18 protein-coding genes and 3 pseudogenes are annotated in these 21087 nt (G+C 55.0%); 10 read left to right on the top strand and 11 right to left on the bottom strand.

Features of this window, described 5'->3' with window-relative positions; all coding sequences use genetic code 11:
• From WH367_RS16285 to WH367_RS16255, 7 genes are all read left to right on the top strand, one after another.
• Positions 1 to 1194, top strand: coding sequence for a hypothetical protein (locus WH367_RS16285; RefSeq protein WP_339536897.1), 1194 nt, complete (start codon positions 1 to 3; stop codon positions 1192 to 1194).
• 164 nt (positions 1195 to 1358) lie between these two features.
• A complete protein-coding gene (locus tag WH367_RS16280) occupies positions 1359 to 1589 on the top strand; it encodes a hypothetical protein (RefSeq protein ID WP_027011206.1) in 231 nt (76 codons plus the stop codon).
• A gap of 322 nt (positions 1590 to 1911) precedes the next feature.
• Complete coding sequence (locus WH367_RS16275; RefSeq protein ID WP_339536896.1) at positions 1912 to 2208, top strand: hypothetical protein; 297 nt, start codon at positions 1912 to 1914, stop codon at positions 2206 to 2208.
• Positions 2209 to 2267: 59 nt separating this feature from the next.
• A complete protein-coding gene (locus WH367_RS16270; RefSeq protein WP_339536895.1) occupies positions 2268 to 2828 on the top strand; it encodes a glycoside hydrolase family 108 protein in 561 nt (186 codons plus the stop codon).
• Positions 2825 to 3310 carry a hypothetical protein gene (locus WH367_RS16265; RefSeq protein WP_339536894.1) on the top strand — a complete coding sequence of 162 codons (486 nt, stop codon included), beginning with the start codon at positions 2825 to 2827 and terminating at the stop codon, positions 3308 to 3310. The genes WH367_RS16270 and WH367_RS16265 overlap by 4 nt, the downstream gene beginning before the upstream one ends.
• A gap of 3 nt (positions 3311 to 3313) precedes the next feature.
• The gene (locus WH367_RS16260; protein ID WP_339536893.1) at positions 3314 to 3592 is read left to right on the top strand and encodes a hypothetical protein; all 279 of its coding nucleotides are present in this window, start codon (positions 3314 to 3316) and stop codon (positions 3590 to 3592) included.
• A 46-nt stretch (positions 3593 to 3638) separates the two neighbouring features.
• The gene (locus WH367_RS16255; protein WP_339536892.1) at positions 3639 to 4481 is read left to right on the top strand and encodes a Gp49 family protein; all 843 of its coding nucleotides are present in this window, start codon (positions 3639 to 3641) and stop codon (positions 4479 to 4481) included.
• 101 nt (positions 4482 to 4582) lie between these two features.
• Here the strand turns inward: WH367_RS16255 and WH367_RS16250 are convergent, their stop codons facing one another.
• The 3 genes from WH367_RS16250 to WH367_RS16240 form a co-directional block, all read right to left on the bottom strand.
• Positions 4583 to 5272 carry a hypothetical protein gene (locus tag WH367_RS16250; RefSeq protein ID WP_339536891.1) on the bottom strand — a complete coding sequence of 230 codons (690 nt, stop codon included), beginning with the start codon at positions 5270 to 5272 and terminating at the stop codon, positions 4583 to 4585.
• A gap of 186 nt (positions 5273 to 5458) precedes the next feature.
• Positions 5459 to 6760, bottom strand: coding sequence for a Y-family DNA polymerase (locus WH367_RS16245; RefSeq protein WP_339536890.1), 1302 nt, complete (start codon positions 6758 to 6760; stop codon positions 5459 to 5461).
• A 7-nt stretch (positions 6761 to 6767) separates the two neighbouring features.
• Positions 6768 to 7205 (bottom strand): LexA family protein, encoded by a 438-nt coding sequence (locus WH367_RS16240; protein ID WP_182341036.1) that lies wholly within the window; start codon positions 7203 to 7205, stop codon positions 6768 to 6770.
• A 581-nt stretch (positions 7206 to 7786) separates the two neighbouring features.
• On the opposite strand from WH367_RS16240, the gene WH367_RS16235 reads away from it, so the two are divergent.
• Complete coding sequence (locus tag WH367_RS16235; protein WP_339536889.1) at positions 7787 to 9028, top strand: tyrosine-type recombinase/integrase; 1242 nt, start codon at positions 7787 to 7789, stop codon at positions 9026 to 9028.
• Between the two features lie 261 nt (positions 9029 to 9289).
• Here the strand turns inward: WH367_RS16235 and WH367_RS16230 are convergent.
• A pseudogene (locus tag WH367_RS16230) lies at positions 9290 to 9949 on the bottom strand (IS3 family transposase); the annotation flags it as partial.
• A gap of 10 nt (positions 9950 to 9959) precedes the next feature.
• Here WH367_RS16230 and WH367_RS16225 point away from each other — a divergent pair.
• Positions 9960 to 10427, top strand: a pseudogene (locus WH367_RS16225) (ATP-binding protein); the annotation flags it as partial.
• 73 nt (positions 10428 to 10500) lie between these two features.
• Positions 10501 to 10897: pseudogene (locus WH367_RS16220) on the top strand (DUF1993 domain-containing protein); the annotation flags it as partial.
• Between the two features lie 229 nt (positions 10898 to 11126).
• On the opposite strand, the gene WH367_RS16215 reads toward WH367_RS16220, so the two are convergent.
• The 7 genes from WH367_RS16215 to WH367_RS16185 form a co-directional block, all read right to left on the bottom strand.
• Positions 11127 to 12347: a GNAT family N-acetyltransferase gene (locus WH367_RS16215; protein WP_339521308.1), complete on the bottom strand. Its 1221-nt coding sequence runs from the start codon at positions 12345 to 12347 to the stop codon at positions 11127 to 11129.
• Positions 12344 to 13960 carry an AMP-binding protein gene (locus WH367_RS16210; RefSeq protein WP_339521309.1) on the bottom strand — a complete coding sequence of 539 codons (1617 nt, stop codon included), beginning with the start codon at positions 13958 to 13960 and terminating at the stop codon, positions 12344 to 12346. The genes WH367_RS16215 and WH367_RS16210 overlap by 4 nt, the downstream gene beginning before the upstream one ends.
• A complete protein-coding gene (locus WH367_RS16205; protein ID WP_339536888.1) occupies positions 13947 to 14699 on the bottom strand; it encodes a SapC family protein in 753 nt (250 codons plus the stop codon). Before WH367_RS16205 ends, WH367_RS16210 begins: the two co-directional genes overlap by 14 nt.
• Positions 14699 to 15940 carry a cytochrome P450 gene (locus WH367_RS16200; protein ID WP_339521311.1) on the bottom strand — a complete coding sequence of 414 codons (1242 nt, stop codon included), beginning with the start codon at positions 15938 to 15940 and terminating at the stop codon, positions 14699 to 14701. The genes WH367_RS16205 and WH367_RS16200 overlap by 1 nt, the downstream gene beginning before the upstream one ends.
• A gap of 19 nt (positions 15941 to 15959) precedes the next feature.
• Positions 15960 to 16208, bottom strand: a complete 249-nt coding sequence (locus WH367_RS16195; RefSeq protein WP_339521312.1) for an acyl carrier protein — start codon at positions 16206 to 16208, stop codon at positions 15960 to 15962.
• A gap of 49 nt (positions 16209 to 16257) precedes the next feature.
• Positions 16258 to 17823: a hypothetical protein gene (locus WH367_RS16190; RefSeq protein ID WP_339521313.1), complete on the bottom strand. Its 1566-nt coding sequence runs from the start codon at positions 17821 to 17823 to the stop codon at positions 16258 to 16260.
• A 716-nt stretch (positions 17824 to 18539) separates the two neighbouring features.
• Positions 18540 to 20741 carry a hypothetical protein gene (locus WH367_RS16185; RefSeq protein ID WP_339536887.1) on the bottom strand — a complete coding sequence of 734 codons (2202 nt, stop codon included), beginning with the start codon at positions 20739 to 20741 and terminating at the stop codon, positions 18540 to 18542.
• Positions 20742 to 21087: the final 346 nt, after the last annotated feature.

The following is a 21087-nucleotide window of genomic DNA, read 5'->3' as shown; positions in this document are numbered from 1 at the left end:
ATGGCAAATATTCCTGTCAAGTGGGCTCATAGCGGCATGCGTGGCGCGCCGGTCATCAATGGTGTTGCGGGCTCGTTAATCGGCGCCCTGCGAGCTTTTTTGCTTAACGGCTTCGCTCCGACCTCTGCCGTCTCGGCTACGGCCTTGAATGGCATTGCCACCATCATTCTGCCCAGTGACCAGAGCTTCGAAGAGCACAGCGTGGTTCTGCTCGCAGGCGCCTCCACGCCCGGCTTCAATGGCGAAGAACGTGTGCTTACTACGGCCAGCGACCGCATCACAGTTGCGACCACCGCAGCCAATGGCCCGATTGCTGGCAGCATCACTGTTCGCTATGCGCCGGTGGGCGGCTGGGAGGAGGTTTTCTCCAAAACCAATGTGAGCGTGTTCCGGAGTTCGGATCTCACCGGCAACCGCATGTTTTTGCGCATTGACGATACTGCTGCGCTGGTGGCTCGTGTGGTGGGCTATGAATCGATGACGGACGTAGATACCGGCACAGGTGCATTCCCAACTGCAGGACAAGTGTCAGGTGGTGGATATTGGCACAAATCAATGACGGCGGGCTCTACTGCTGTGCGTTGGAAAATGGCTGGAGATTCCAAATTTTTCATGCATGGTATTGCCCCCTATGTGGGTGCATCAACTGGGGATGTCATGGCAGCGCCCGCGCGTGGTTTTGGTGATCCTATTTCGCTGTCTACGTCCGGTGATGCATGGGGCGCTGTGCTTAGTTCCGCTGGTTCGGCGACGAACACTAGCTTTGCAGTTGGCGCGTTTGATGCGAGTGCTCTCTCCACACTGGGGACTGGGGCGATTTTTAGCCCTCGCTCTATTACGGGTCTTGGGTCCTCTGTGATGATTGATGTGCGGCCGTTCACAGGGACGAGAGCTACTTATTCTGGTGGAGACTCTTTCATGGGGGCTGCGCCGAGTCGAGTTGATGGGCAAATCAAGACGAGCGGCATATTCGCATTGGAGAGTGGCGACGCTACTGCACCACCTCGAATGGTGATACCCGGGATTCAATTTATTCCACAGTCTGGTGTAACTAGTATTTTGACTGACGGTGATATTTTGAGCGGATCCGGATCCATGGCAGGAAGGCGCTTGCTTGCGGTGTCCACTGGTAATGCCAACTCGACGGTGAATGGTCGCTACCTTATCGATATCACGGGTCCGTGGAGAAGCTGATGGCTCTTTTGACCACTCCTACAGCGCCTCAGCCACTCCCGGGGTTCATTCAGGGGCGTGCTCCTTCCAAATTCACCCGTCTTGCCCCAACGCCAGTGCACGCAAACCTAGTCCAGGACTATCGGCAGGTCGGCGACACGAGGGGCGTAATAAATGACCGCGTCATGCTCAAGACCAGCCCCAGTGCGCCCGAGGTGCCCATGGCCAGCGCCCGCGTTTGGGCGCTGCGCCTGGCTGATGGCTACAAGGCCTGGGAAGGCTTTTCCGACGCGCTGGGTTACTACCACGCAACCGGTCTGGAAGTTGGAGTGGCCTACCAAGTTACAGCCATTGACCTGGCGGGAGGGCACAAATGCACCGCTGGCGGCCCCGTGATCGCAGTGAAGCCGTCCTAAATCCGTAGATTCTTCCAGCTTATAGGGGGTAGAGGTGGCTGTCTTCGATGGAAAACTCGTCTTTACTGCCCCAGCGGATGGGAGCGGGAAGCTGGTTTTTGGGGAGGAATTCCCCTCAGACTGGATGGTAGTTTCCAGTGTCAAAGTGTGGAATGGCAGCGCGTGGGTTCAACGGAATCTGCGAGTTTTTGATGGGGTGGCTTGGCAGACTGTGAGCCTAAAGATCTGGATCGGGGGCTAGCTCTGCTCTGCAGGCGTCCGCCATCTGATCCTCCCCCGCGTAGGGTTAGACGCAAGAGGCTGGGCCCGGGATCATGGGCCCATGAAAAAAGCGCTCGTCGTCCTTCTCGCCGCCATAGGTGTCAACCGGCACCTAAGTGCTGAACAGCGCCAGGACATTGCCACAGCGGCCTACCACGCGACGCCAGGAGCAGTGGCAGGGGGTGCAGCTCGCTACGGCGGCCTGCCTCTTTCTGACTGGCTGGTTGTGGCTTCCATCTTCTTTATCGTCCTGCAGGCAGGCTACTTGGTATGGAAGTGGCGCCGCGACTACCGGCGTGACCTTGCGCGCCGCGCCCTGGGCAAGCTGGCCGAAGAAACTGTGCGGGGTGACCTGTGAGCGGGCCGGGCAAGATCTGGAGCAGCCTTGCCGCACTTGTCATCGCCGTAGTGGGGAGTGTGCTCTACAAGGAGGGCGGCTACGTCAACGACCCCAACGACGCCGGCGGCGAGACGAACCACGGCATCACCGTGGCAGTGGCGCGCGACAGCGGCTATACCGGCCCGATGGTGAGCATGCCGGTGGAGAAGGCCATCGACATCTACGCCGAGTCGTACATCAAGGGGCCAAAGTTTGACCAGGTGCTGGCGCTTTCGCCTGCAGTGGGCACCAAGCTGACCGACATCGGGGTGAACGCCGGGCCAGGCCGCGCCGCGCGCTGGCTGCAGCAGTCCCTCAACGACCTGAGCCGTGGTGGCCGGGACTTCACCATGGTGGCCACCGACGGTGACATTGGCGCCCGCACGCTGGCCGCCTATGCCGCGCTGGAAAAGCGCCGGGGCCGGGTGAAGGCCTGCGAGCTGACGATCAAGCTGCTCGATGGCTACCAGGCCGCCCACTACTCCCAGCTTGCCAAGAGTGCCTCCAATGCCAGCTTCATGGTTGGATGGGTGGATCACCGGTTGGGCAATGTGCCGCTGGACCGTTGCGCCGAAAAGGTGGCGGGGGTGGCGGGGTGAGCCTCGCAACCATCACCCATGGCGCCGTCGCCATCTTGGCAGGCCTGCTGGTCTGGTTCTTCCAGGAGGCCCGCTTGGGTGCTGACCTGGCCGACGAGCGCCTGCAGGCGGGTCAGTTCCGCGAGCAGATTACCAGCGAGCGCAGCGCGGCCGACAAGCGCGTAGCCAGGGCCAGCGCCAGCGCGGCCGCAAAATACCAAGGAGCCCTGAATGCATCCCTCAAACGTGAGGCGCTGCAGCGCCTGGAGCTTGATGGCCTGCGCCGCGTCAATGACGGCCTGCGCGACCAAAACGCCGATGCCGCCCGCCGACTTGCCGCTGCTCCCCCCGCCGCCGTCCTTGAGTACGCCACTGCCCTCGGAGTCGTATTTGAAGACTGCCGCGCAGCGTATGGCGACATGGCAGCAAAGGCTGCAGGCCACGCAAGTGATGTCGTCACCGCCCACGACGCCTGGCCCAGCTTCGCCCCAGTGAAGGAATAGGGCATGGCCGCACAACGCCCACTGCCCCTCTACACGTCCCGCGCCACAGTGCGGGCGCTCAAGATCAAAACCGTCACCTACAGCCGCGAGCCCCTGGAGGGCGTGCCGCGCGGCGAAGCCTTCATCACGCCGGCCGATGGGCGCTATGCGCCCTTCTGGGTCAATGAGCCCTGGGCCATGAAGAACCGCCCCCAGGCGGGCGGCTACTTCGTGGTTCACGCAGACGGCCACCAATCGTTTTCACCCGCCAAAGCATTTGAGAGCGGCTATTTCCCGGTTTAAGCCATCCGGCCCGCACCGGCCGGCTGCCGGATCATTTGGAGAGAATATGACCTTCCTGAAAAAGCATTGGCAGATCGCTGCCGCCTTGGCGCTGATCGCATTCATGTTCTTCTTTGGCTGGCGCCTGTTCGGCGCGGCTGCCAAAGCCATCGACCTGGGCGCCTTTGTGGTGCTGGGTGTGGGGCTGCTGCTGGTCCCCATCGCCAGCATGGGCGACGAGATTCTGCGCAAGCTCAAGGAGCAGGCCACGGCCGTGACGAACGAGACGACCCAGGCGGTCGCTTCGGTGTCCTGGCCGAGCCCGCGAACGCACCGGCAGGAGCTTGAGCTGGCAATGGTCGGGCGCATGGGCGATCTGCCGCTTAGTGACCCAGCCCTGGCGGGCAAGCACGTCAAGACGATGCTGGATGCCCTGGAGGCTCCACCAACTGCAGCGCCAGTCGATGGCATCTTGAGCAGCGCCGGCTTCAGCAAAGCAAACTGCGGCGGCTGCCAGAAAGTGGACACCATCAAGCTCCCAGTGGTCGATGCTGGCGCTGATGCGCAGGAGCGCGAGATTCAAGCCAAGGGCCTGACCGCGCCGCGCGTGACCAAGGAAGACATTCAGGCCGAGATTGTCAGCGAGCACTATTTCGTCGCCAGTGATGCGATCCAGCACGACAATGCTGTGCATGTTTTCGGGTTGCACGGCTGGCACCTCGGCGCCACTCTGCGAATGACCTTCTGTGTCCTGCAGCTGAAAAACGGCTTCACCGTTACAGGCGAGTCGGCGTGCGTCAGCCCGGAAAACTTCAACGCCCAGACCGGCCGCGACATTGCCCGAGCCAACGCCATCGAAAAGATGTGGCTGCTGCTCGGTTTCCGTTTGGCCGACGAGTTGGCACAATAACGTACGGCCAAGCAAAAAAACCTGCGGTTGCTTTACTCGCTACCCACGCTTCAACTCAAAAGCGTGGGTTTTTTTATCCAATTTTTTTATTTATAACTGACCTATTTGAATTTTTTTGTTATCTTAGGTCGAACGTGCTCGTAAATTGGATCTATACCCAACTCTACAAAAAATCTATCGGTATATGCTACTGCTGACTTTACTGCCCACTCAGAGCAGCCGGCACTAATCCAACCACTTGAATTCAGATTTGTTCCCGGGATAGGTTCGAATCTTCCTTTAATTTTATCAAGTAGTTTTCTCTGTTCGAATGTGCCTGACCTTACGGTGGTGCCAGAATCAAATAACTCTGCTTTATAGTGAACAAGTTCATTTCTCAGTTTAATAACTGTAGACATATCTTGTCCTGGATTTGATCCCAGTGATATCCTATTTTTGTTGACTGCTTGCAAAATTGAATTATATTTGCAAAGGGGTTTCATTTTATCGAAAGTTTGCTTATCTCCAATTTGGCAAATTGCTTGTCTTTCGCTTTCTGAAAGCTTTCTTAGATTACCACCATCTGGTAAATGGGCATCAGCAAAGATTTCATTTGCAAGAGCTTCAAGAAATGCAACAGTGGTCAATAGCGTTGATGCTGAATACCCCTGTATCAGGCTATTTAGGTTGCTATTGAAAAAATCTTTATTGGTTCTTCTTTCAAGCCTGGCAGCTCTTTTGGTAAAATACTCTGCAGTCTGCAAGTGCTGAATTGAGTAGTATGTTAGGATTTTTATTGAAGTAATAATCATGTGCTATCCGCTCAGGTTCAGTAGGGAATATCTTGCTCTAAGCTCCTATAGAGGAGCTGCATTTCAGCGGGCGTCATGGGTGGCGGTGGCGTGACCTGCCGTAGCTTTATGCGCACCACCTGCTGCTCCTGAGGCGGGAGCTTATCAGGTGGGCATGTCCAGAAATCAAACTGCTGGTTCTGCATATCAACACCTTGCAATGGGAATTTCGTCAATGTTGGTGGTGTAGCGGGGCGTGCGCCGCTCCTGACGCATGCGCCATCCGGCTTCGTCTTGCGAGGCAAAGCCTGTGCTGGCAACGTGCACCGTGCCTTTGCCGAAGCGGCCGTTCACCCGATCCATGGCCTCCATGAGGCGGCTTTGATCCCGGCCAACGTCTGCGGCGGCGAGCAGGTCGTGCTGCTCATGGCGGCTTTCGGCAAGATCCATCAGCATCACGCCGGCTTTGGCCAGGCGAAAGCCCGGCTGGTAGATGGAGTGCATGCCGCCCAGCGCGGCGCGCACCAGGGCTTTTGTGTCGGAGGTGGGGGGGACGAGTTGGGTGGTGGTCTGTCCGTAGAACCTGGGCCCTGGCCGGAAGGGTGAGGTATGGGCGAAGACGTGCAGGGCGCCGGCGCGCAGATCCTGCTTGCGCAGCTTCTCAGCCGCTCGCGTGGCGAACTCGCTGACGGCTTCGAGCAGGGGCTCGAGCTCATTGATGCCATGGCCAAAGCTGCGCGTGCACGCAATCTGCTTCTTGGGCGGCGGCGCCAGTTCCATCGGTATGCAGCTGATGCCCTGCAGCTCGCGGACGGTGCGCTCGAGCACGACACCCCAGTTGCTGCGCACCATTGGGCCGGGCATGCGGGAGACATCGAGGGCGGTGACAATGCCGCGCTCTGCCAGCTGCACAGCGATCCGCCGGCCGATCCCCCAGACATCGCCGGCCATGGTCCGGCGCAGCACATCCTCGCGCATGGCGGGCGGCATCTCCTGCCAGTTGCAGACCCGGGCCAGCTCAGCCGGGTAGCTGCCGGGCTTGCGCTCTGAATCTTTGGCCACATGGTTGCAGAGCTTGGCCAGGGTCTTGGTAGGGGCCAGGCCGACGCAGCAGGGTATGCCAACCCATTGCAGGATGCGTGCACGCACTGACCATGCCCGGCGGGTCAGGTCGCGCACACCGGCCAGGTCGCCGATGAAGGATTCGTCGATGGAGTAGATCTCCTGTCGAGGCCCCAGGCCGGCAGCCAGCGTCATCATGCGGTCGCTCATGTCGCCGTACAGCTCGAAGTTGGCCGACAGGCAGACCAACCCCTTGAGCTCGACTAGGTGCTGCAGCTGGAAGAAGGGCTGGCCCATCTTGACGCCCAAGGCTTTGGCCTCATCCGATCGGGCGATGGCACAGCCGTCGTTGTTGCTGAGCACCACCACCGGCAGTCCCTGCAGGCTCGGCCGGAATACCCGCTCACAGCTCACATAGAAGTTGTTGCCGTCGATGAGCGCATACATGGCTGCCTCACGCGAAGATCTTGATGCAGCTGGTGACCACGCCCCAGATCTCCAGGCTCTGGCCTTCCTTGGGCGTGATGTCAGGGTAGGTGGGGTTGCCGGCTTTCAGCTTGACCATGCCTGCGGCCTTGAACAGCTTCTTGACCGTGAACTCGCCTTCGATGACGGCCACGACTATGCACCCATGGCGGGCCTGCAGCGCCCGGTCGACCGCCACCAGGTCGCCATCATCAATGCCGAACTCGCGCATGGACGGCCCAGCCACGCGCAGCAGGTAGGTGGCCTGCGGGTGCTTCACGAGCAGGGCGCCTATGTCCAGCCGGGTGACGGCAAAGTCTTCTGCAGGCGACGGGAAGCCAGCGCGCACAGACCCCTCGGCCCGCAGGATTGAGAGCGGGGCCGCGGACACCAGGATCGGTGTGTTGGGCTGAAAAGTACTGTGCATGCATACAGTATATCTGAAAGGAAGCTAACAGCTGTAACGGTTCTAGATGAAACTGAAGCGGAAGGAGGAGGGGGGATAGGATCGCCAGAGAAGCCTGCAGCGGTGGCAGGGCTGGCTGTAAAAGGGACAGGGGGAAAGAACGCGTGTCACTAGCTCTCACCCCCTCCGCAATCTGCGTGCGGGGTGTCTGATGGTGTCTGCAGACTTTTCTAAATTCGCACCGAATTCGCACCGAATGGGCTGAACCCCGCATGCGACAAGGATCGGACGGCGGTTCAATTCCCGCCAGCTCCACCACCATAACGTTCAAAGGCGTTCACTGAAGTTCAGTGAGCGCCTTTTTTCTTTGTGAAATCAATGGGTTATAGTTCGAGATGGTTCATTGTCGTTCGCTGGCAGCCAGAGGGTGATGGGGGTACGGGTGGGGGTGCATTCCTATTTTTGCATATACTTTAGCCAATATGTACCCCCTGATTGACGCTAGACCTTGCTACATGGGCCTTCTGGCGTATCACTTGTACCCCCGTGGGGTGTGTATCAGGTGGGCGTTGTACCCCCCTAGCTAATTGAGTTCACACCACATGTTGACCGATGTGCAATGCCGAAACGCCACTTGCCCCGCTGATCGCAAACAAGCGAGATTTGCTGACTCCGGAGGGCTTTACTTGCAGGTAAGTCCGAATGGCTCCAAGCGGTGGTTCTATAAGTACCGAATCCAAAATAAGGAAAAGCAGCTTGCATTGGGCAGCTATCCGACGGTTTCCCTGACGGCGGCTCGCAAGGCGCGTGATATTGCCAAATTGAAGAAGTCGGAAGGTGTCGATCCTGTTCAGGCTCGAAAGATGGAAAAGCTCAAGGGCTTGGCAGTCGACGGAAGCGTGTTCAAGGTTGTGGCATTGGAGTGGCACGCCAAGCAAGTAGGGACGTGGAGTGCTAGCCACGCAGAACGAACAAAACGCCAGCTTGAACGAGATTTATTTCCATGGATCGGTGATCGACAAATGGAAAGCATTGAGCCAATGGAGCTCCTGTCTGTTCTGAAGAAAGTAGAAGAACGGGGTGCTATCGAAACGGCGGATCGAGGTCTGATGCTTGTTCGTCAAATATGGCGTTACTGGCTTCCAACTGCTGGAAATGATCAACGGGACATCACCGAAGGCTTGAAAAGTCGATTGTTACCTTATCGTGGCAAGAACTTCCCTGCAATTGTTGAGCCGCAGCGTTTCGGTGAATTACTTCGGGCTATGTATGCCTACAAGGGTGGTCCGATTGTCCGTACAGCGCTGTTGTTGGCGCCAATGCTCTATCAGCGCCCCGGAAACTTGCGCATGATGGAATGGGTTGAACTGGACTTGGATGCAGCTACATGGACGATTCCAAGTGCCAAGATGAAGCGAACAGTTGAGGAAAAGGCCAACGGAGAACCGCATGTGGTACCTATGCCGACGCAAGCAGTCGAGCTGCTGAGAGATCTGCAGAAGCTGACAGGTCGAAGCTCTTATGTTTTCCCTGGGCAGCGTGACCATGAGCGACCAATGTCTGATAACTCTGTGCGAAGTGCTCTATATGGCCTTGGATTCGGGACTGAACAGAGTTGGCATGGTTTCCGGGCAAGTGCTCGCACGATGCTTGTTGATCAGCTCGATCTAGATCCGCTCGCGATTGAGGCGAATCTGGCACATATGGTGAAGGATGCCAATGGACGTAGTTACAACCGGACAAAGTATTTAACGAAGCGATTTGAGATGGTTCAGCTATGGGCTGACTACCTTGATCAACTGCGGTTGGGTGTGGAAATTGTTCCTTTAGCTCGACAGGCTTAAAGGTTAGCCTTGCGATGTGAGGGGGAGTAATACTGTCTGATTTTCGAAGTGTGCGGCTGGTATGCAGCGAATGCAGTCTTTCACGCATTGCGAGCTGATGGCTGCTGTGGGAACCGCAACCGTTCATTCACAACTCCTTGAAGTACTCGCAGTAGGTACGTAGTCAGGAAATGGCCAGACGAAGGAAGGGCCGCTTATCGGAATGCATGGAAGCGTGCTAATTGAATCGCCCCGGGTTTCGAGGAGGCTGTTTGGTTTAAGTCAGACCACCACAGCAGTGTTCTGATTGGCTAGGTGCCGGTAGTAGTTTGCCTCAGCTTCCGCAGGTGGGATGTATCCAATGGGTTCGAGCAGGCGATGGTGGTTAAACCATGACACCCATTCGAGCGTGGCGAACTCCACGGCTTCCTTTGTTTTCCATGGCGCGCGGCGATGGATTAACTCGGCCTTGTAGAGGCCGTTGATGGTCTCGGCCAAGGCGTTGTCATAGCTGTCGCCCTTGCTGCCCACGGAAGGCTCTATGCCCGCTTCAGCCAGTCGTTCGGAGTACCGAATGCTGACGTATTGCGACCCGCGGTCGCTGTGGCATATCAGGCTTCCATCGCGCTCAGGCTGCCGGGCATAGAGGGCTTGCTCCAGTGCATCGAGCACGAAGTCCGTGCGCATTGAACTGCTCACCCGCCAGCCCACGATGCGCCTGGCAAACACGTCGATGACAAAGGCCACGTACAACCAGCCCTGCCAGGTCGAAACGTAGGTGAAGTCGCTGACCCATAACTGGTTCGGACGCTCGGCTCGGAACTGGCGGTTGACGCGGTCCATCGGGCATGGCACTTTGGCATCCCCGATGGTGGTGCGCACGACCTTGCCTCGCATCACCCCGCGTAGCCCCAGCTTGCGCATTAGCCGCTCGACTGTGCAGAAACTGCTGGGTCAATACACAGACAAGACCCACTTGGCCACGGCGCTCGGCGTACAAGCCATCGAGCATCACCATCGCCGGGTGCGATTCTTCTCCACGGTCGAACTGGTCAATGCACTGGAGGTCGAGAAGGCGCAAGGCAAGTCGGGGCAGATCGCCACGCGGCTCATGTACGCCGATCTGCTCATCCTCGACGAACTGGGCTACCTGCCATTCAGCGCGTCTGGTGGGGCCTTGCTGTTCCACCTTCTGTCCAAGCTCTACGAACGAACCAGTGTTGTGATCACGACCAACCTAAGCTTAAGCGAATGGGCCACCGTGTTCGGTGATGCGAAGATGACCACAGCGCTGCTGGACCGGCTCACGCACCATTGCCATATTCTGGAGACTGGCAACGACAGCTTCCGCTTCAAGAACAGCTCGGCGCTGCCGGCACAATCCAAGAAGGAGAGAACCAAGAACTTATCCACAACGTAAGCCTTCCAGGCTTGCAAAGAGGGTGGATCAAAGTTAGATGGAAATGCCGGCTCAGGGTTGCATGGAAATTAACAATCTCGATCCAAATGCGTTGCTGCAGGCGCGGCTGTTTCCCGATATGTTTCCACTGATACGTCAGGTGCAGATCGCCTCGGATTTCTCCAAGGGCATCGACTCCCGCCTCGCTGGTGCAGAAGTGCCATCTTGGCCCGACACGGGCCGACCTTCAAGCGTTGATCGCCAAGGCGCTGGCCCATCTGGAAACTTTCAAGCCCGAGCAATTTGATCTCCGCGAAAACCGTGAAATCGTACTGCGCCCCGGCACGCCCAAGGAAAAGAAACTGACCGCGAGTACATATCTATTCCACTACGGTCTGCCGCAGTTCTTCTTCCATGTGACTACTGCCTATGACATCTTGCGCCACAACGGTGTCGCGATCGGCAAACGCGAGTATATGGGTGCCTATTAACACGAGCGGCATCACACGGTGACCGCCTCTTGGTCGCAACTAGCGCCTCCATTACTGCGCAAATCCAGCAAATGATCGATGGGGGTGCCATTTGCTCAATACCGCTTCAGTTTCGCAGCGATTGCTGCCGCTCATGACGACATTTCAATAGGTCGGTAGCCCAAAGACCAGGCATTGGTGCGTTTTGAGCAGTTGAATCGCCACAGATAGACGGAGTTTGTCTATCTGACTATGGGCTTTCATCCCCCTTTGACAACATGAAATGACCTGTTTTAGGACGAAGATCATGGTCTCGAAACGTCGAGAACACCGCTACATCGATGCGACTATGGTCGCCTTCACATTCTTGGCGGAGCACAGCCTCAAGCAAAAAGGTGAAGTTGTACGATAAGCTGAGAAGCATTCGTCTATTGGTGACAAGAACATTGCCAGTGATTTTCTGAATGGCAAAACGCTCAAAAAAACTATCGGTTAATGGCGTAATTGTGTCAACCATAATGCGTACTGCTGGTACATCGACAGGGTAAACGCATAACGCCAACTGAGCATGTCGGGCACGCTCGTCCACCAACACCGTATAAAAGCCAATGAGCTGATCACTTCCGTGCCTGTACACTCCAATGAATTGATTGTATTGACGGTCAAAACTGGCCAGCAGAGCACGCACACTCGCCAAGCTGTAATTGAATCGCGGCAGATTCATGCTGCTTATCAACCGGGGGGAATTAAGCCAATGCACCAGCGTTTCATTGGCATCTTTAGCCGTTAATGTCCGCAACTGATATCCAGATGCGTCGACAAGAGTACTCCCTCGAGCTGGTCTTTCAGGTAAATTGGTGATTGACTGATCCACCGTCCAACTACTGAAAAATCGACGACTTGCTTTAGCGCTCGCATTTAGCCATAGCGAACCATATGGCGGTTTCGAGCCACATCCTAGCGCAGACAGAACGAACACGTCCTCGTTGCGTTGTAGTGCAGGATGCCAAACTTGACGTAACCGACCTTCCAAAAAAAAATGCCTGTTAACCCGAAGCAAGGGCCACAATCTCCTCACTTCACAGCCAAGCAAGTAAACAGACAATTTTGGAGAACTAGCAGACAATAGCCTGTCCGCCAGTTGCCCGAAAGTTTGAGTGAGGAGCTTCAGGCCGCGGGCGTGCGGTAGTGCTATAAATGCAATGCGTGTAACCTGATGCTGTAAATGATTACTGCATAGATACAGGGCGCGCAATCGCCCATCTACATTGATGCCCCAAAATTGAATGCCGGATTGTGTCAGCAACTTTGGGATCTGATCCGCCGCGGACAAGGGAAATGCCATATTCAAGCTGGCCAAAGTCTCCGGGCGTAACCAAGACCAGTCTGAAGGGACTTCATTGGGCTGCAAGAGATCAAGCCGAGCACCTGCCGCATTCAATGCGATCGAAGATTGAACAGAATCTTTCATTGGCGTTGGTCGCTTAATCGTTCTAACGTCATCTGTCGCGCAATCTTTCCAGATGTCGTTAGCTTCACAGTTCGAGGGGACACAAGCAGAATTTCAGCAGCGTCCTGACACGTTTCAAAGACTATTTTCCTTACAGCCTCAGTCCATTGTTGTCGCAGTGCCTGATCCTTTGACCCACACTCCACCGCAATGACAATCCCAGCCGAAAAAGGTCTTTCTTCTTGGAAGGCCATCACTGTCCCATGGGGTAGCTGAAGATCTTCGCAGATAGCTGACTCAATAGCTTCCGCATGGACGTTGCGACCACGAACCAGCAAGAGTGATTGCATGCGTCCAGTCACAACCAATTCTCCTGATGGAGTGAGATACCCCAAATCTTCCGTTCGAAACCACGCTTGAGGCGACAAACGAGATAGCAGGCCCTCCTGCCAATACCCTGTCATCAACGCAGGTCCACGAATGTGGATGTGTCCCGACTTCAGCGCAGGAAGGGACGCTCCGGCATCATCCACGATGCGGATCTCCCAATTCGTCAGGGGCTTACCACTGCTGAGTCGATCCAAGGCGTCGGGATTCGATGATCCCATGCTGACAGCCAATGTGGCTTCAGCCAAACCATAGCAGGGATGAAAGCTCTGGGGAGCAAATCCGCTAGCTTCAAAGCGCTTGGTAAATCGATTCAGGTCGTGAGCACGCACCATGTCGCCACCAACACCTGCAATACGCAAGTTCAAACGCAACTGCTGCGCTTCCTCCAGAGAGGTTCTGTCGGCCGCAAGGCCCCAGGCAAAGCTAGGGGCAAAGCACACCGTACTGCCCAATTTCGCCATCAAGTTCGGCCATATTTGCGGACGACGTGCAAAGGCCTGAGGAGGCAGCAAATCCAGCGGTACGGCACCCATTAAAGGAGCCAATAGAAACCCCACTAGCCCCATGTCGTGGTGGAGTGGCAGCCACGAAAAAGCCCGGTCACAAGACTTGATTTGCAGCCCTTCATGCAAAATCGCCTTGAGGTTGTGACATACGGCGTGCTGAGAGATTTGAATGCCCTTGGGCTCATGAGTGGTGCCCGATGACAACTGTATGTAGGCAGCGGCATCACCCTTCAGAGGCTGCGACGTCAACGACTCGTCGGGTACGGGCAACGATGTACTCCTGATCAGTTGCAAATTTGGATCATCTGAGCGTGCAAAACGCTCAAACCAATCCAGCAAAGGCGCATGGATGGAGTCGAACAGCAGCATCCTCGCTTGAACAGCAGCCAGCAATTGCCTGGTGCGCCGCACATATGCTTCCAACCCCAAAGCAACCGGGGGGGGAGGCAATGGGCACGGCAGAAGCCCCACCAATTGGCAAGCGAAAAAATCAGTGATGAAGGATAAGCTGGTTTGGGCAATCAATCCAATCACTGCAGGCTGGGGCCATTTCCTTGTTAACCCTTGCAATTGCGTCGCCCGCATCCGCGCAGCCTGATACAAATCTTGATAACTGATTTTCGCTGTCAGGTTGCCGCGAGCATCAAAAATACGCAGCCCTGCCGAACTGCTAGCCGCATACTCCAACGCTTCCGCGAGGCAACTGATCTTTGAATAGGATGAGTTACTCACCATCATGCGCCTTTGGCGACATCACTAGGTTTGAGCGTTGGTGCCTTTCAAACAACTGCATCCAGCGATTCAAACTGGCCAGATGCAAAGCAATGGCATCAGTCCAACCCTGGCGGAACCAGCGAGTCAGCTCAGCTTCCGGCAAAGCACGGAACGCCGAGGCATTCACGCGGCGAAAGGTCCGGGTTGTGTGAGTTGAACCATCTGACAGGCGGACGTTCCCGCACACGTCTTCCAGCAAACCCGCCTTGTTCAAGGCTTGGCCGAATGCAATGGCTTCTTGCAAGGCGCTCCAATGCGCCCCCAGCTGTTGCGTGATTCCCGATAGCATGGGCGTCGGACGGCCATCGAACGTGAACAAGGGTAAAGCCGACTCATCCTCCTCCAATGGCACGAAGCGGGAAGCCGTCGTATCCACACACATCACGGCTCTCTTTGGATTGTCTTGATCTTGCGCAATCGAAAAAGGGTGATGCAGAAGTACGTTAGGAACCGTATAGTGCACAGGCCATTGATGCTGCAAGTCTAGGAAATCATTCTTGCCTGGCTGCATTCCGAATATGGCAAGCGGCTGGGGCATTGGCCCGATTGAAAAAACAATGGGCTGGCTGCCGACCATGTTCGCGAACTCTGTCAAGGCTATGGGCGCCGCATCCAAGGTCTGACAAAACGTCCAGTCTTTGTCAGTACGCAGGCCCATGCCCAAGTGTTGCTCAGGGGATAGCGGTTGCAATCGTGAATTCATCAGTGAGACATAAGAGGCTGAATGCGTACACGGTGACCACCACGTCGCACCATGAGAGAACACCACTGCATATCCAGTGGCTGGTCGAGTGGTTCGTGGGCCGTTGGGTGAACTTCAGTTCGGCCGAGCAACGCATGAAGCAGCGTGCGCATCTCCGTCATTGCAAACAGACGTCCGCCACAAACCCGTTCACCCACGCCAAAGGCCGTACCCAAACCACTTTCCGCTCGATTATGCAACTCGCGAGACGCCGCCATTTCAAGCTGCCACGGTTTGTCGCGGCGTACACCATGCATTTGAAGTCCCACCAAGGAAACCAAGGCAACGTCGCCAGGCTGAACCGCGCCAGCACTGAAAACATCATGGGACACAGCATGACGGCTCAATATCGGGTTGGCGGGAAACAGCCGCAACGTTTCACTCAGGAAGTCATCGAGCATTGGCGAGGAGTCCTCACAATCACGTAGCATTTTCTGCACGTCAGGATGCTGAGCCAACAAGTAACAAACCCACCCAAAGGTACTTGCACTAGTCTCCGAACCTGCCGCCAGCAAGGTGATCAGCTCCTGCTCCAAAACAAAACGATCAGGCTGACCACGGGTGACCGACTCGGCCGCCAGCATCTCTCGAATGACAGGCTTATTGGCATATTCGGGTTGCCTGAATACGCTCATATCTTGCATTACCCGTGCTTTGGCGGCGTTCAATTGGCTTACGTGGTGCCGCCGCTCATCCCCCGTCAGGTCACCAGGAGGAATAAAAGCATACTGAGAACTCATCTCCAACAATCGAAACAGATGCTCTGAATTGATATTTGTCTCGCGCAAATCCACATCAAAAAACACATCCAGAAAAATCCGCAGTGTCATCTCCCGCAGCAAATGGTCTGAGAGCGGAGCGGTTGCCGTTTGTGCAATCAGTTGTGGTAAAGCCTCCGAAAAGGCTTGGCGCGATGCACGAACCGTTTTGACAACGTCATAGCGGTTGAAATGAGTTTGTGTAAGCTGCCTGCGAAACACCCAGGCGCCATGATTCTCCGACATGCGCGACGGCCCCAGCGTTTGACGCATCCACGCCATATGCTTGGGCCAGTTGTCCGCATTTGCCTTCAGAATGTGATGGGCATCTGAGGGATGCTGCACAATCCAGACTCTGCGATCACTGAGACGATGCAAAGACGAAATACCAGGCTGGGTACGTGCTAAGTGGTACAACTCATTGCAGATATCGGAAGGATCCATCAGCGTGTATTTGTCGCTATCAATCAGCCATGTTCAACGGCTGACCATCCAATAGCTTCGCTACGTCTCGAACTGTTCTCAGCTGCAGCAAATCCATCACATCCACCGGCATCCCAGTGGCATTCTCGATTTCAATCACAATTCCTTCGAACATCAAACTGTCGACATCCCGAAGATCGCCCACATTGGCGTCATCGCCAATGTGCTCCACCGGCACCAAAAGACAGTTGGACAATAGCGTTTTGGCGTGCAATAGCGAGGAAAACATAAGCTGAATCAGAAAAATTGAGAGCCCGAGAGTATCTCAGGCTTGATGGTCACTCCCGAACGCCAAAAGCAGAGCGTCGAATGGATGCGAATCCGAACAACAAGGCACTCAAAAGTCCCAATGCCCAACCCCCAAGGGTCGGCACAGGCTGAGGCGTAACAGATGGGTCTGGTGGCGTGACGACATCGTCATCCTTGACCAGCACCTGGGCGGCAGACCCTGTGACTACATATTCGTTCGCATTGGTAGGGGCCGCCAGAGAAAGCGCTGCTGTCACATTGCCGTCGCCTGCGACCATATTGGACGTGGCAGTTATTTTGCAGCTTGCTGCGGTTGCGCCCGAAGCAATGATGATCGGGTTAGGGCAATCGGTGGAGTATCGTGGATTGGATTGCGGCAGATTCAAGTTGACCCGAAGACCAGCAGTGCCTGCGGCCACATCGGATGAAATGGTGCAGGTCGCGGACTGGTTGTCTGAGTCCAAAATCTCGGATGGGAGGCAACTTAGGCTAACATTCGGCGGTGGTGGCACATTCAACTTCACACTGAAGCTAATCTGGTTAGTTGGGACGACTTGAGCTGCAGGGTCTGAACCAGGAATACCTTTTACATAAACCAATGGCTCGGGATCGCCATGGTTACCCATCATTCTAAATACCAAGGGCGTCAACTGATCCAAAACAGGTGTGCCATCGATGGCTCCCGGATAGGTGGTGGGGTTAATAATGACTTGCGATCCTGGCAAGATGGCGGGCAAAGTCACAACGATACTAGTTTGATTGGCGGGGATAGTAACCGTAATTGGTGTGGAATTCCCATAAGCGGGTAAATAGCCCTCAGATACAGGGTCATAACTGCCACCCAAATAAGATTGAGGAACTTCTGTCACCATGAAAGTGATGGTGCTGTCTGTGGCCTGCGCATTAGTCAACTCGAACGTAACAGTAGCCGTGGTAGTCTTCGAATTGATGAATAAGTTGCTGGTAACAGACCCCGAGTCACTAATGGGGCCGGACTCAATGCTTGGAATTGATATGATCGGCTCCGAGTGAAAAACGAGCATCTCCGACACCCACGCATAATAGCTTGGTGCAGAAGGATCTCCACTCTGATCATAACCTTGTGCATTACTCACATATCCAGCGTGAGGCACGTCCTCTACCTGCGCTGAGTCGCCCGTCACTACATCATAATATGTAGGGAAAGCTTCAAGCTCGCAATTAGCCACGCCCCCAACAGTATCCGGTGTGACATTGATCGCGACCGCCGATGGACTAGCCCCTAAATTATCGAATGCGATGAATCCACCGCTTGGGTTATTAACCTGTTGATAAACCCCTGCTGCTGGGTCAGGCGTAAAGGCACCACCATTGCAAGAGAAATAAACGCCAAGTTTCATGCCTGTAGGCGGACTGAACGCCATCACAGGTGTAAGTGAGGAAGCTGAAGGTGGAGACGTATAAAAAGAAGAATTCGGTGTCTGCTGAGGCGTATAGTTGATATTCCAAGTACCGGCCCAGGCAGTGCTCGCACTAAGCAATCCTGCTGCCAGCAACCCTCGCATCAATGGGCTTGCAAAGCGGTAACGCGGAGAATTTTTCAACAGGATTCTCATAGTTCGTTCGATTAATTTACTGAAATATTGATCTGCATCAGAGGAAATTTCAATTCATCGTATGGAAACAAATATGGCAAGTCAACCTTCAAGATGCTGAAAAACTACAATGCTTCGTGAGAACACAGCAATGCTTGCAATTGTTTACAATGGCGTCGTTGAACTCGTGGCAACGCATGCGCAGCTTGTTTGGCGAGCTGTGGGAGAAGCCGCTGCTGTCGTTGATGGTGGTGGACGTGTCTGCGTTGGTCCTGCGGTCGCGTAGAGCAGCTTGATGTCGGAATAGCCAGTAGATCTGGCAACAATCAAGAAGCACCGACGTGCCATGCCCCTTCTTGCTTTTTTGTTGGATTCTTGCCTGTGGATGAATTGCTGCGTTGGCCAAGAGCGAACTTACGTAATTGGTCTAGATCGCCAGTTCAAAGTTCGGGAAGCAGTCGTTGAAACTGCTGCTCCAAAATTTTCATCACACGTCTGACCGGTTCGCCGACCAATGTCTGGTCTTTGCGAACGCGGTCATTGCTTCATCTGACATGGAAGACTGCAACCAGCCTGAACCAGACTTCAGCCTACAAGGTTGAGTTCACAAGTGATTGTGGCCAACGCCTGGCAAAGCTCGAACGGCGGTGATCAGCTACAAAGCTGTCGTCTCCACATGCATAAGGATCAGGCGTCTTTGACTCAGTCGGACCGACTCAGCTGTGCACAATACATCTTCAAAGGCTACCTTCCCATACGGCAGCCGTCTTAATTACCTCAACAAGTCGCGCAGCAGAAAAGCCATCCGGATATAGAGTGTCATCTTTGTAGGGTTTCGCATAATCATCAGGCGGGTGAGCACGGTCGGCATGGCCGGCAAATAGCCCATGCGGGTGATTTAGCAGCATCCTGTCATCTCGCAGCGCAATCAGTACCTCTTCCAGAGATATCTTGAGGAAACCTCGGAAAAGTTGGTGATCCCATTCGATTGAGGTATCAACGATCCAAGCTGTGACCGTGGGCTGGCCGTTCTTAAGACCGAGCGCATTCATTAATTCCATGTCTCGCCCAAGTGCCCGCTGGACAACAGGCACTTTTCTGCTCAACTGCAGCCCAGCCTTTCGAAGCGTAGAAGTTCGATGCGCCCAAGCCTCCTTTACAGAGCGGCGTTGGTAGGTTGATTTGAGTTCCAAGATGAGTACATGACCGTCTCGAGCACAAATTAAATCAATTTCTCCCGCATTGGCATCCTCTGCAACCTGATACCCAATAAGCACCTGAAACCCGCGTTTTCGAAACAGTGCTCCGAGCCGCTCTTCAATTCGACGTGTCTCTTCTTTGGTTTCATTTCGCCGAGCGCCCAACCGCCGTAGGTTATTGATTACAGCCGCAGAGTTATTTTGTACAGCCATCATCCATGGCAACTGAAGCGAGAGTCGTCCCATCTTGAAAAAAGGTCGCTCTTGCCAGCGGGGCCGCAATGCCACCTCACCGGCGCGCAACTGCTTCGCCATCGCAGCCCAGTCACATGTCATGAAGTCCAAGACTGTCTCGGCAGCTCGTGAGGAGCCACTCGGATGCTTTGCCGTAGCCGTCCAAGGCTTAATACGCTCAACTTTGGCCGCTCTATCCGACCATGTGAGTGGGAAGCGATTTTGCATGTCTGGCTGAAGCAAACCACCAAATGCCAGCCGCCCCATCGCGAGAAAAGAATTTCCGGTCTCAGAAAGGGACTGCTGATATGGCCGGAGGTAGTCTTCAATGAAAAAGGCTGTCATCAGTTCGATGGCCATCAGAACATGAAAGACTATTGCAGATGAGTCAGTGTCTGTTCGGACCTGCTCGGCCATGCCATAGACTTCTTGCAAGCGAAGCCATGTGCCCATCGCCTTGGCCAGAGCCTGAAGATTGGCTTCAAGGTTTGCAGGGCTTACACGGGCTAGCAGATCAGGAGCGTTCAGGAGGGCATCCATGCCCCGGTACAACCAGTACTGGTGTAAAAGGTCGAACTTCTTGCCATCTCGACGCCACGCCGCTATGGCATCGGCATCCACTTCGACTATCTCAAGGTGATCTCCACATCGTTCAAACCGAATAGAGTCGTCGTAGCTGAAGGCGTCAGCAGATCTATGCACAAATGCGTTCAGTTCGACCTGTGCGCCAAGCAATGCAAGAAATGCCTGATAACAATCGTGTCGTGGCCTTTCCGCAGACGGGAATAGAAATGGAATCAGATGCTGCCTCAATGATGAAGCGATTGATGTTTCGCTCAATTGCAGGTCCGACTCATCGCAGTTGGCGAGGCTCCAGGCCAATATATCGTCAATGGCATCCCATGCCTCTTGAACATCGGGCAAATTTGGTCGCGACCGACCATCAAGCAAATTTGGTATTTGGTGCTCAAAGGCGAAAAGGCTGGCATAGATCAGCAAATCTACAGGAGCGAGCTCACGCAAGGGGTTGCGTAGACGCGCCACTTCATCAAGCCGTACCTGGTGAGCTTCGCGGAATATGAGAAACACGCGCGTCAGTTCAGCGAGCGCCTCATGCTGATCCGCATCCAGCTTGCTGATCTCCAACCAACGCGGAGAATCCTGTCGCATCACGAGGTCAGAATGGCGGGTAGCCCACATCAGCACATCGGGAGCGATGGCGGCAACCCGCGCCACAAGCTCGGGACATGCAACTCGATCTTGCGCTAAGTATTGCGTTAAAGCTAAGCGAATGGGCTCTTGGCTCCAAACATCAGCGGGTAGAGCCTTCAGGAACTCGGAGCTCCAGAGGGCTGTGTGTCGATCTCTACCACTCCACTTTTTCTTGCCCTGACCCATCGGCTTTCCGTCAAGAAATGCCATCGCTGCTTCGTCCGCTGCTGCTGAGATCGTCAAGCCTTTTTCGCGGGCTGCTGAGAACAATGTGTCGTAGTAGTGCTGGTTCATCACCTAATGCTATCTTGGCTTAGATCGCGGCTGTGAATCGACAAACCCATTCTAGGCAGACATTGGACTGTTTTGTCCATGGGAAGATTTCTGCAGAAGCCTCGGATCAATGACTGTTCTGAGTATCAGCAGTCATGGGTACTTCTGAGTTGACTGACGGCAATCAGCCTATTTCGGCTGCGCAGCGGTTGCGGTCCATCGATACGCTCATGGAGCGAATCTGAATCTGTCGTTCATCGTTGAAGTTGAACCGCGCGGCAACATTTCCGAAGCATTGCTGCCAGAGGTGGCGTCGAGACGATACTGATACCATCAACAAGTAAGCAACAAATTGCTACTATATTGC

Origin of the sequence: Comamonas sp. MYb21, from assembly GCF_037479395.1 — a bacterium.
Taxonomy (GTDB): Bacteria; Pseudomonadota; Gammaproteobacteria; order Burkholderiales; family Burkholderiaceae_C; genus Comamonas.
The sequence above is the reverse complement of the archived record's forward strand: the minus strand, read 5'-3'. Positions and strand labels throughout refer to the sequence as shown.

What these genes read in the sequence shown, in the direction of transcription:
- WH367_RS16285 (WP_339536897.1), top strand. Translation starts at nt 1, where the DNA reads ATGGCAAATATTCCTGTCAAGTGGGCTCATAGCGGCATGCGTGGCGCG.
- WH367_RS16280 (WP_027011206.1), top strand. Translation starts at nt 1,359, where the DNA reads ATGCTCAAGACCAGCCCCAGTGCGCCCGAGGTGCCCATGGCCAGCGCC.
- WH367_RS16275 (WP_339536896.1), top strand. Translation starts at nt 1,912, where the DNA reads ATGAAAAAAGCGCTCGTCGTCCTTCTCGCCGCCATAGGTGTCAACCGG.
- WH367_RS16260 (WP_339536893.1), top strand. Translation starts at nt 3,314, where the DNA reads ATGGCCGCACAACGCCCACTGCCCCTCTACACGTCCCGCGCCACAGTG.
- WH367_RS16255 (WP_339536892.1), top strand. Translation starts at nt 3,639, where the DNA reads ATGACCTTCCTGAAAAAGCATTGGCAGATCGCTGCCGCCTTGGCGCTG.
- WH367_RS16250 (WP_339536891.1), bottom strand. Translation starts at nt 5,272, where the DNA reads ATGATTATTACTTCAATAAAAATCCTAACATACTACTCAATTCAGCAC.
- WH367_RS16245 (WP_339536890.1), bottom strand. Translation starts at nt 6,760, where the DNA reads ATGTATGCGCTCATCGACGGCAACAACTTCTATGTGAGCTGTGAGCGG.
- WH367_RS16240 (WP_182341036.1), bottom strand. Translation starts at nt 7,205, where the DNA reads ATGCACAGTACTTTTCAGCCCAACACACCGATCCTGGTGTCCGCGGCC.
- WH367_RS16235 (WP_339536889.1), top strand. Translation starts at nt 7,787, where the DNA reads ATGTTGACCGATGTGCAATGCCGAAACGCCACTTGCCCCGCTGATCGC.
- WH367_RS16215 (WP_339521308.1), bottom strand. Translation starts at nt 12,347, where the DNA reads ATGAAAGATTCTGTTCAATCTTCGATCGCATTGAATGCGGCAGGTGCT.
- WH367_RS16210 (WP_339521309.1), bottom strand. Translation starts at nt 13,960, where the DNA reads ATGATGGTGAGTAACTCATCCTATTCAAAGATCAGTTGCCTCGCGGAA.
- WH367_RS16205 (WP_339536888.1), bottom strand. Translation starts at nt 14,699, where the DNA reads ATGAATTCACGATTGCAACCGCTATCCCCTGAGCAACACTTGGGCATG.
- WH367_RS16200 (WP_339521311.1), bottom strand. Translation starts at nt 15,940, where the DNA reads ATGGATCCTTCCGATATCTGCAATGAGTTGTACCACTTAGCACGTACC.
- WH367_RS16195 (WP_339521312.1), bottom strand. Translation starts at nt 16,208, where the DNA reads ATGTTTTCCTCGCTATTGCACGCCAAAACGCTATTGTCCAACTGTCTT.
- WH367_RS16190 (WP_339521313.1), bottom strand. Translation starts at nt 17,823, where the DNA reads ATGAGAATCCTGTTGAAAAATTCTCCGCGTTACCGCTTTGCAAGCCCA.
- WH367_RS16185 (WP_339536887.1), bottom strand. Translation starts at nt 20,741, where the DNA reads ATGAACCAGCACTACTACGACACATTGTTCTCAGCAGCCCGCGAAAAA.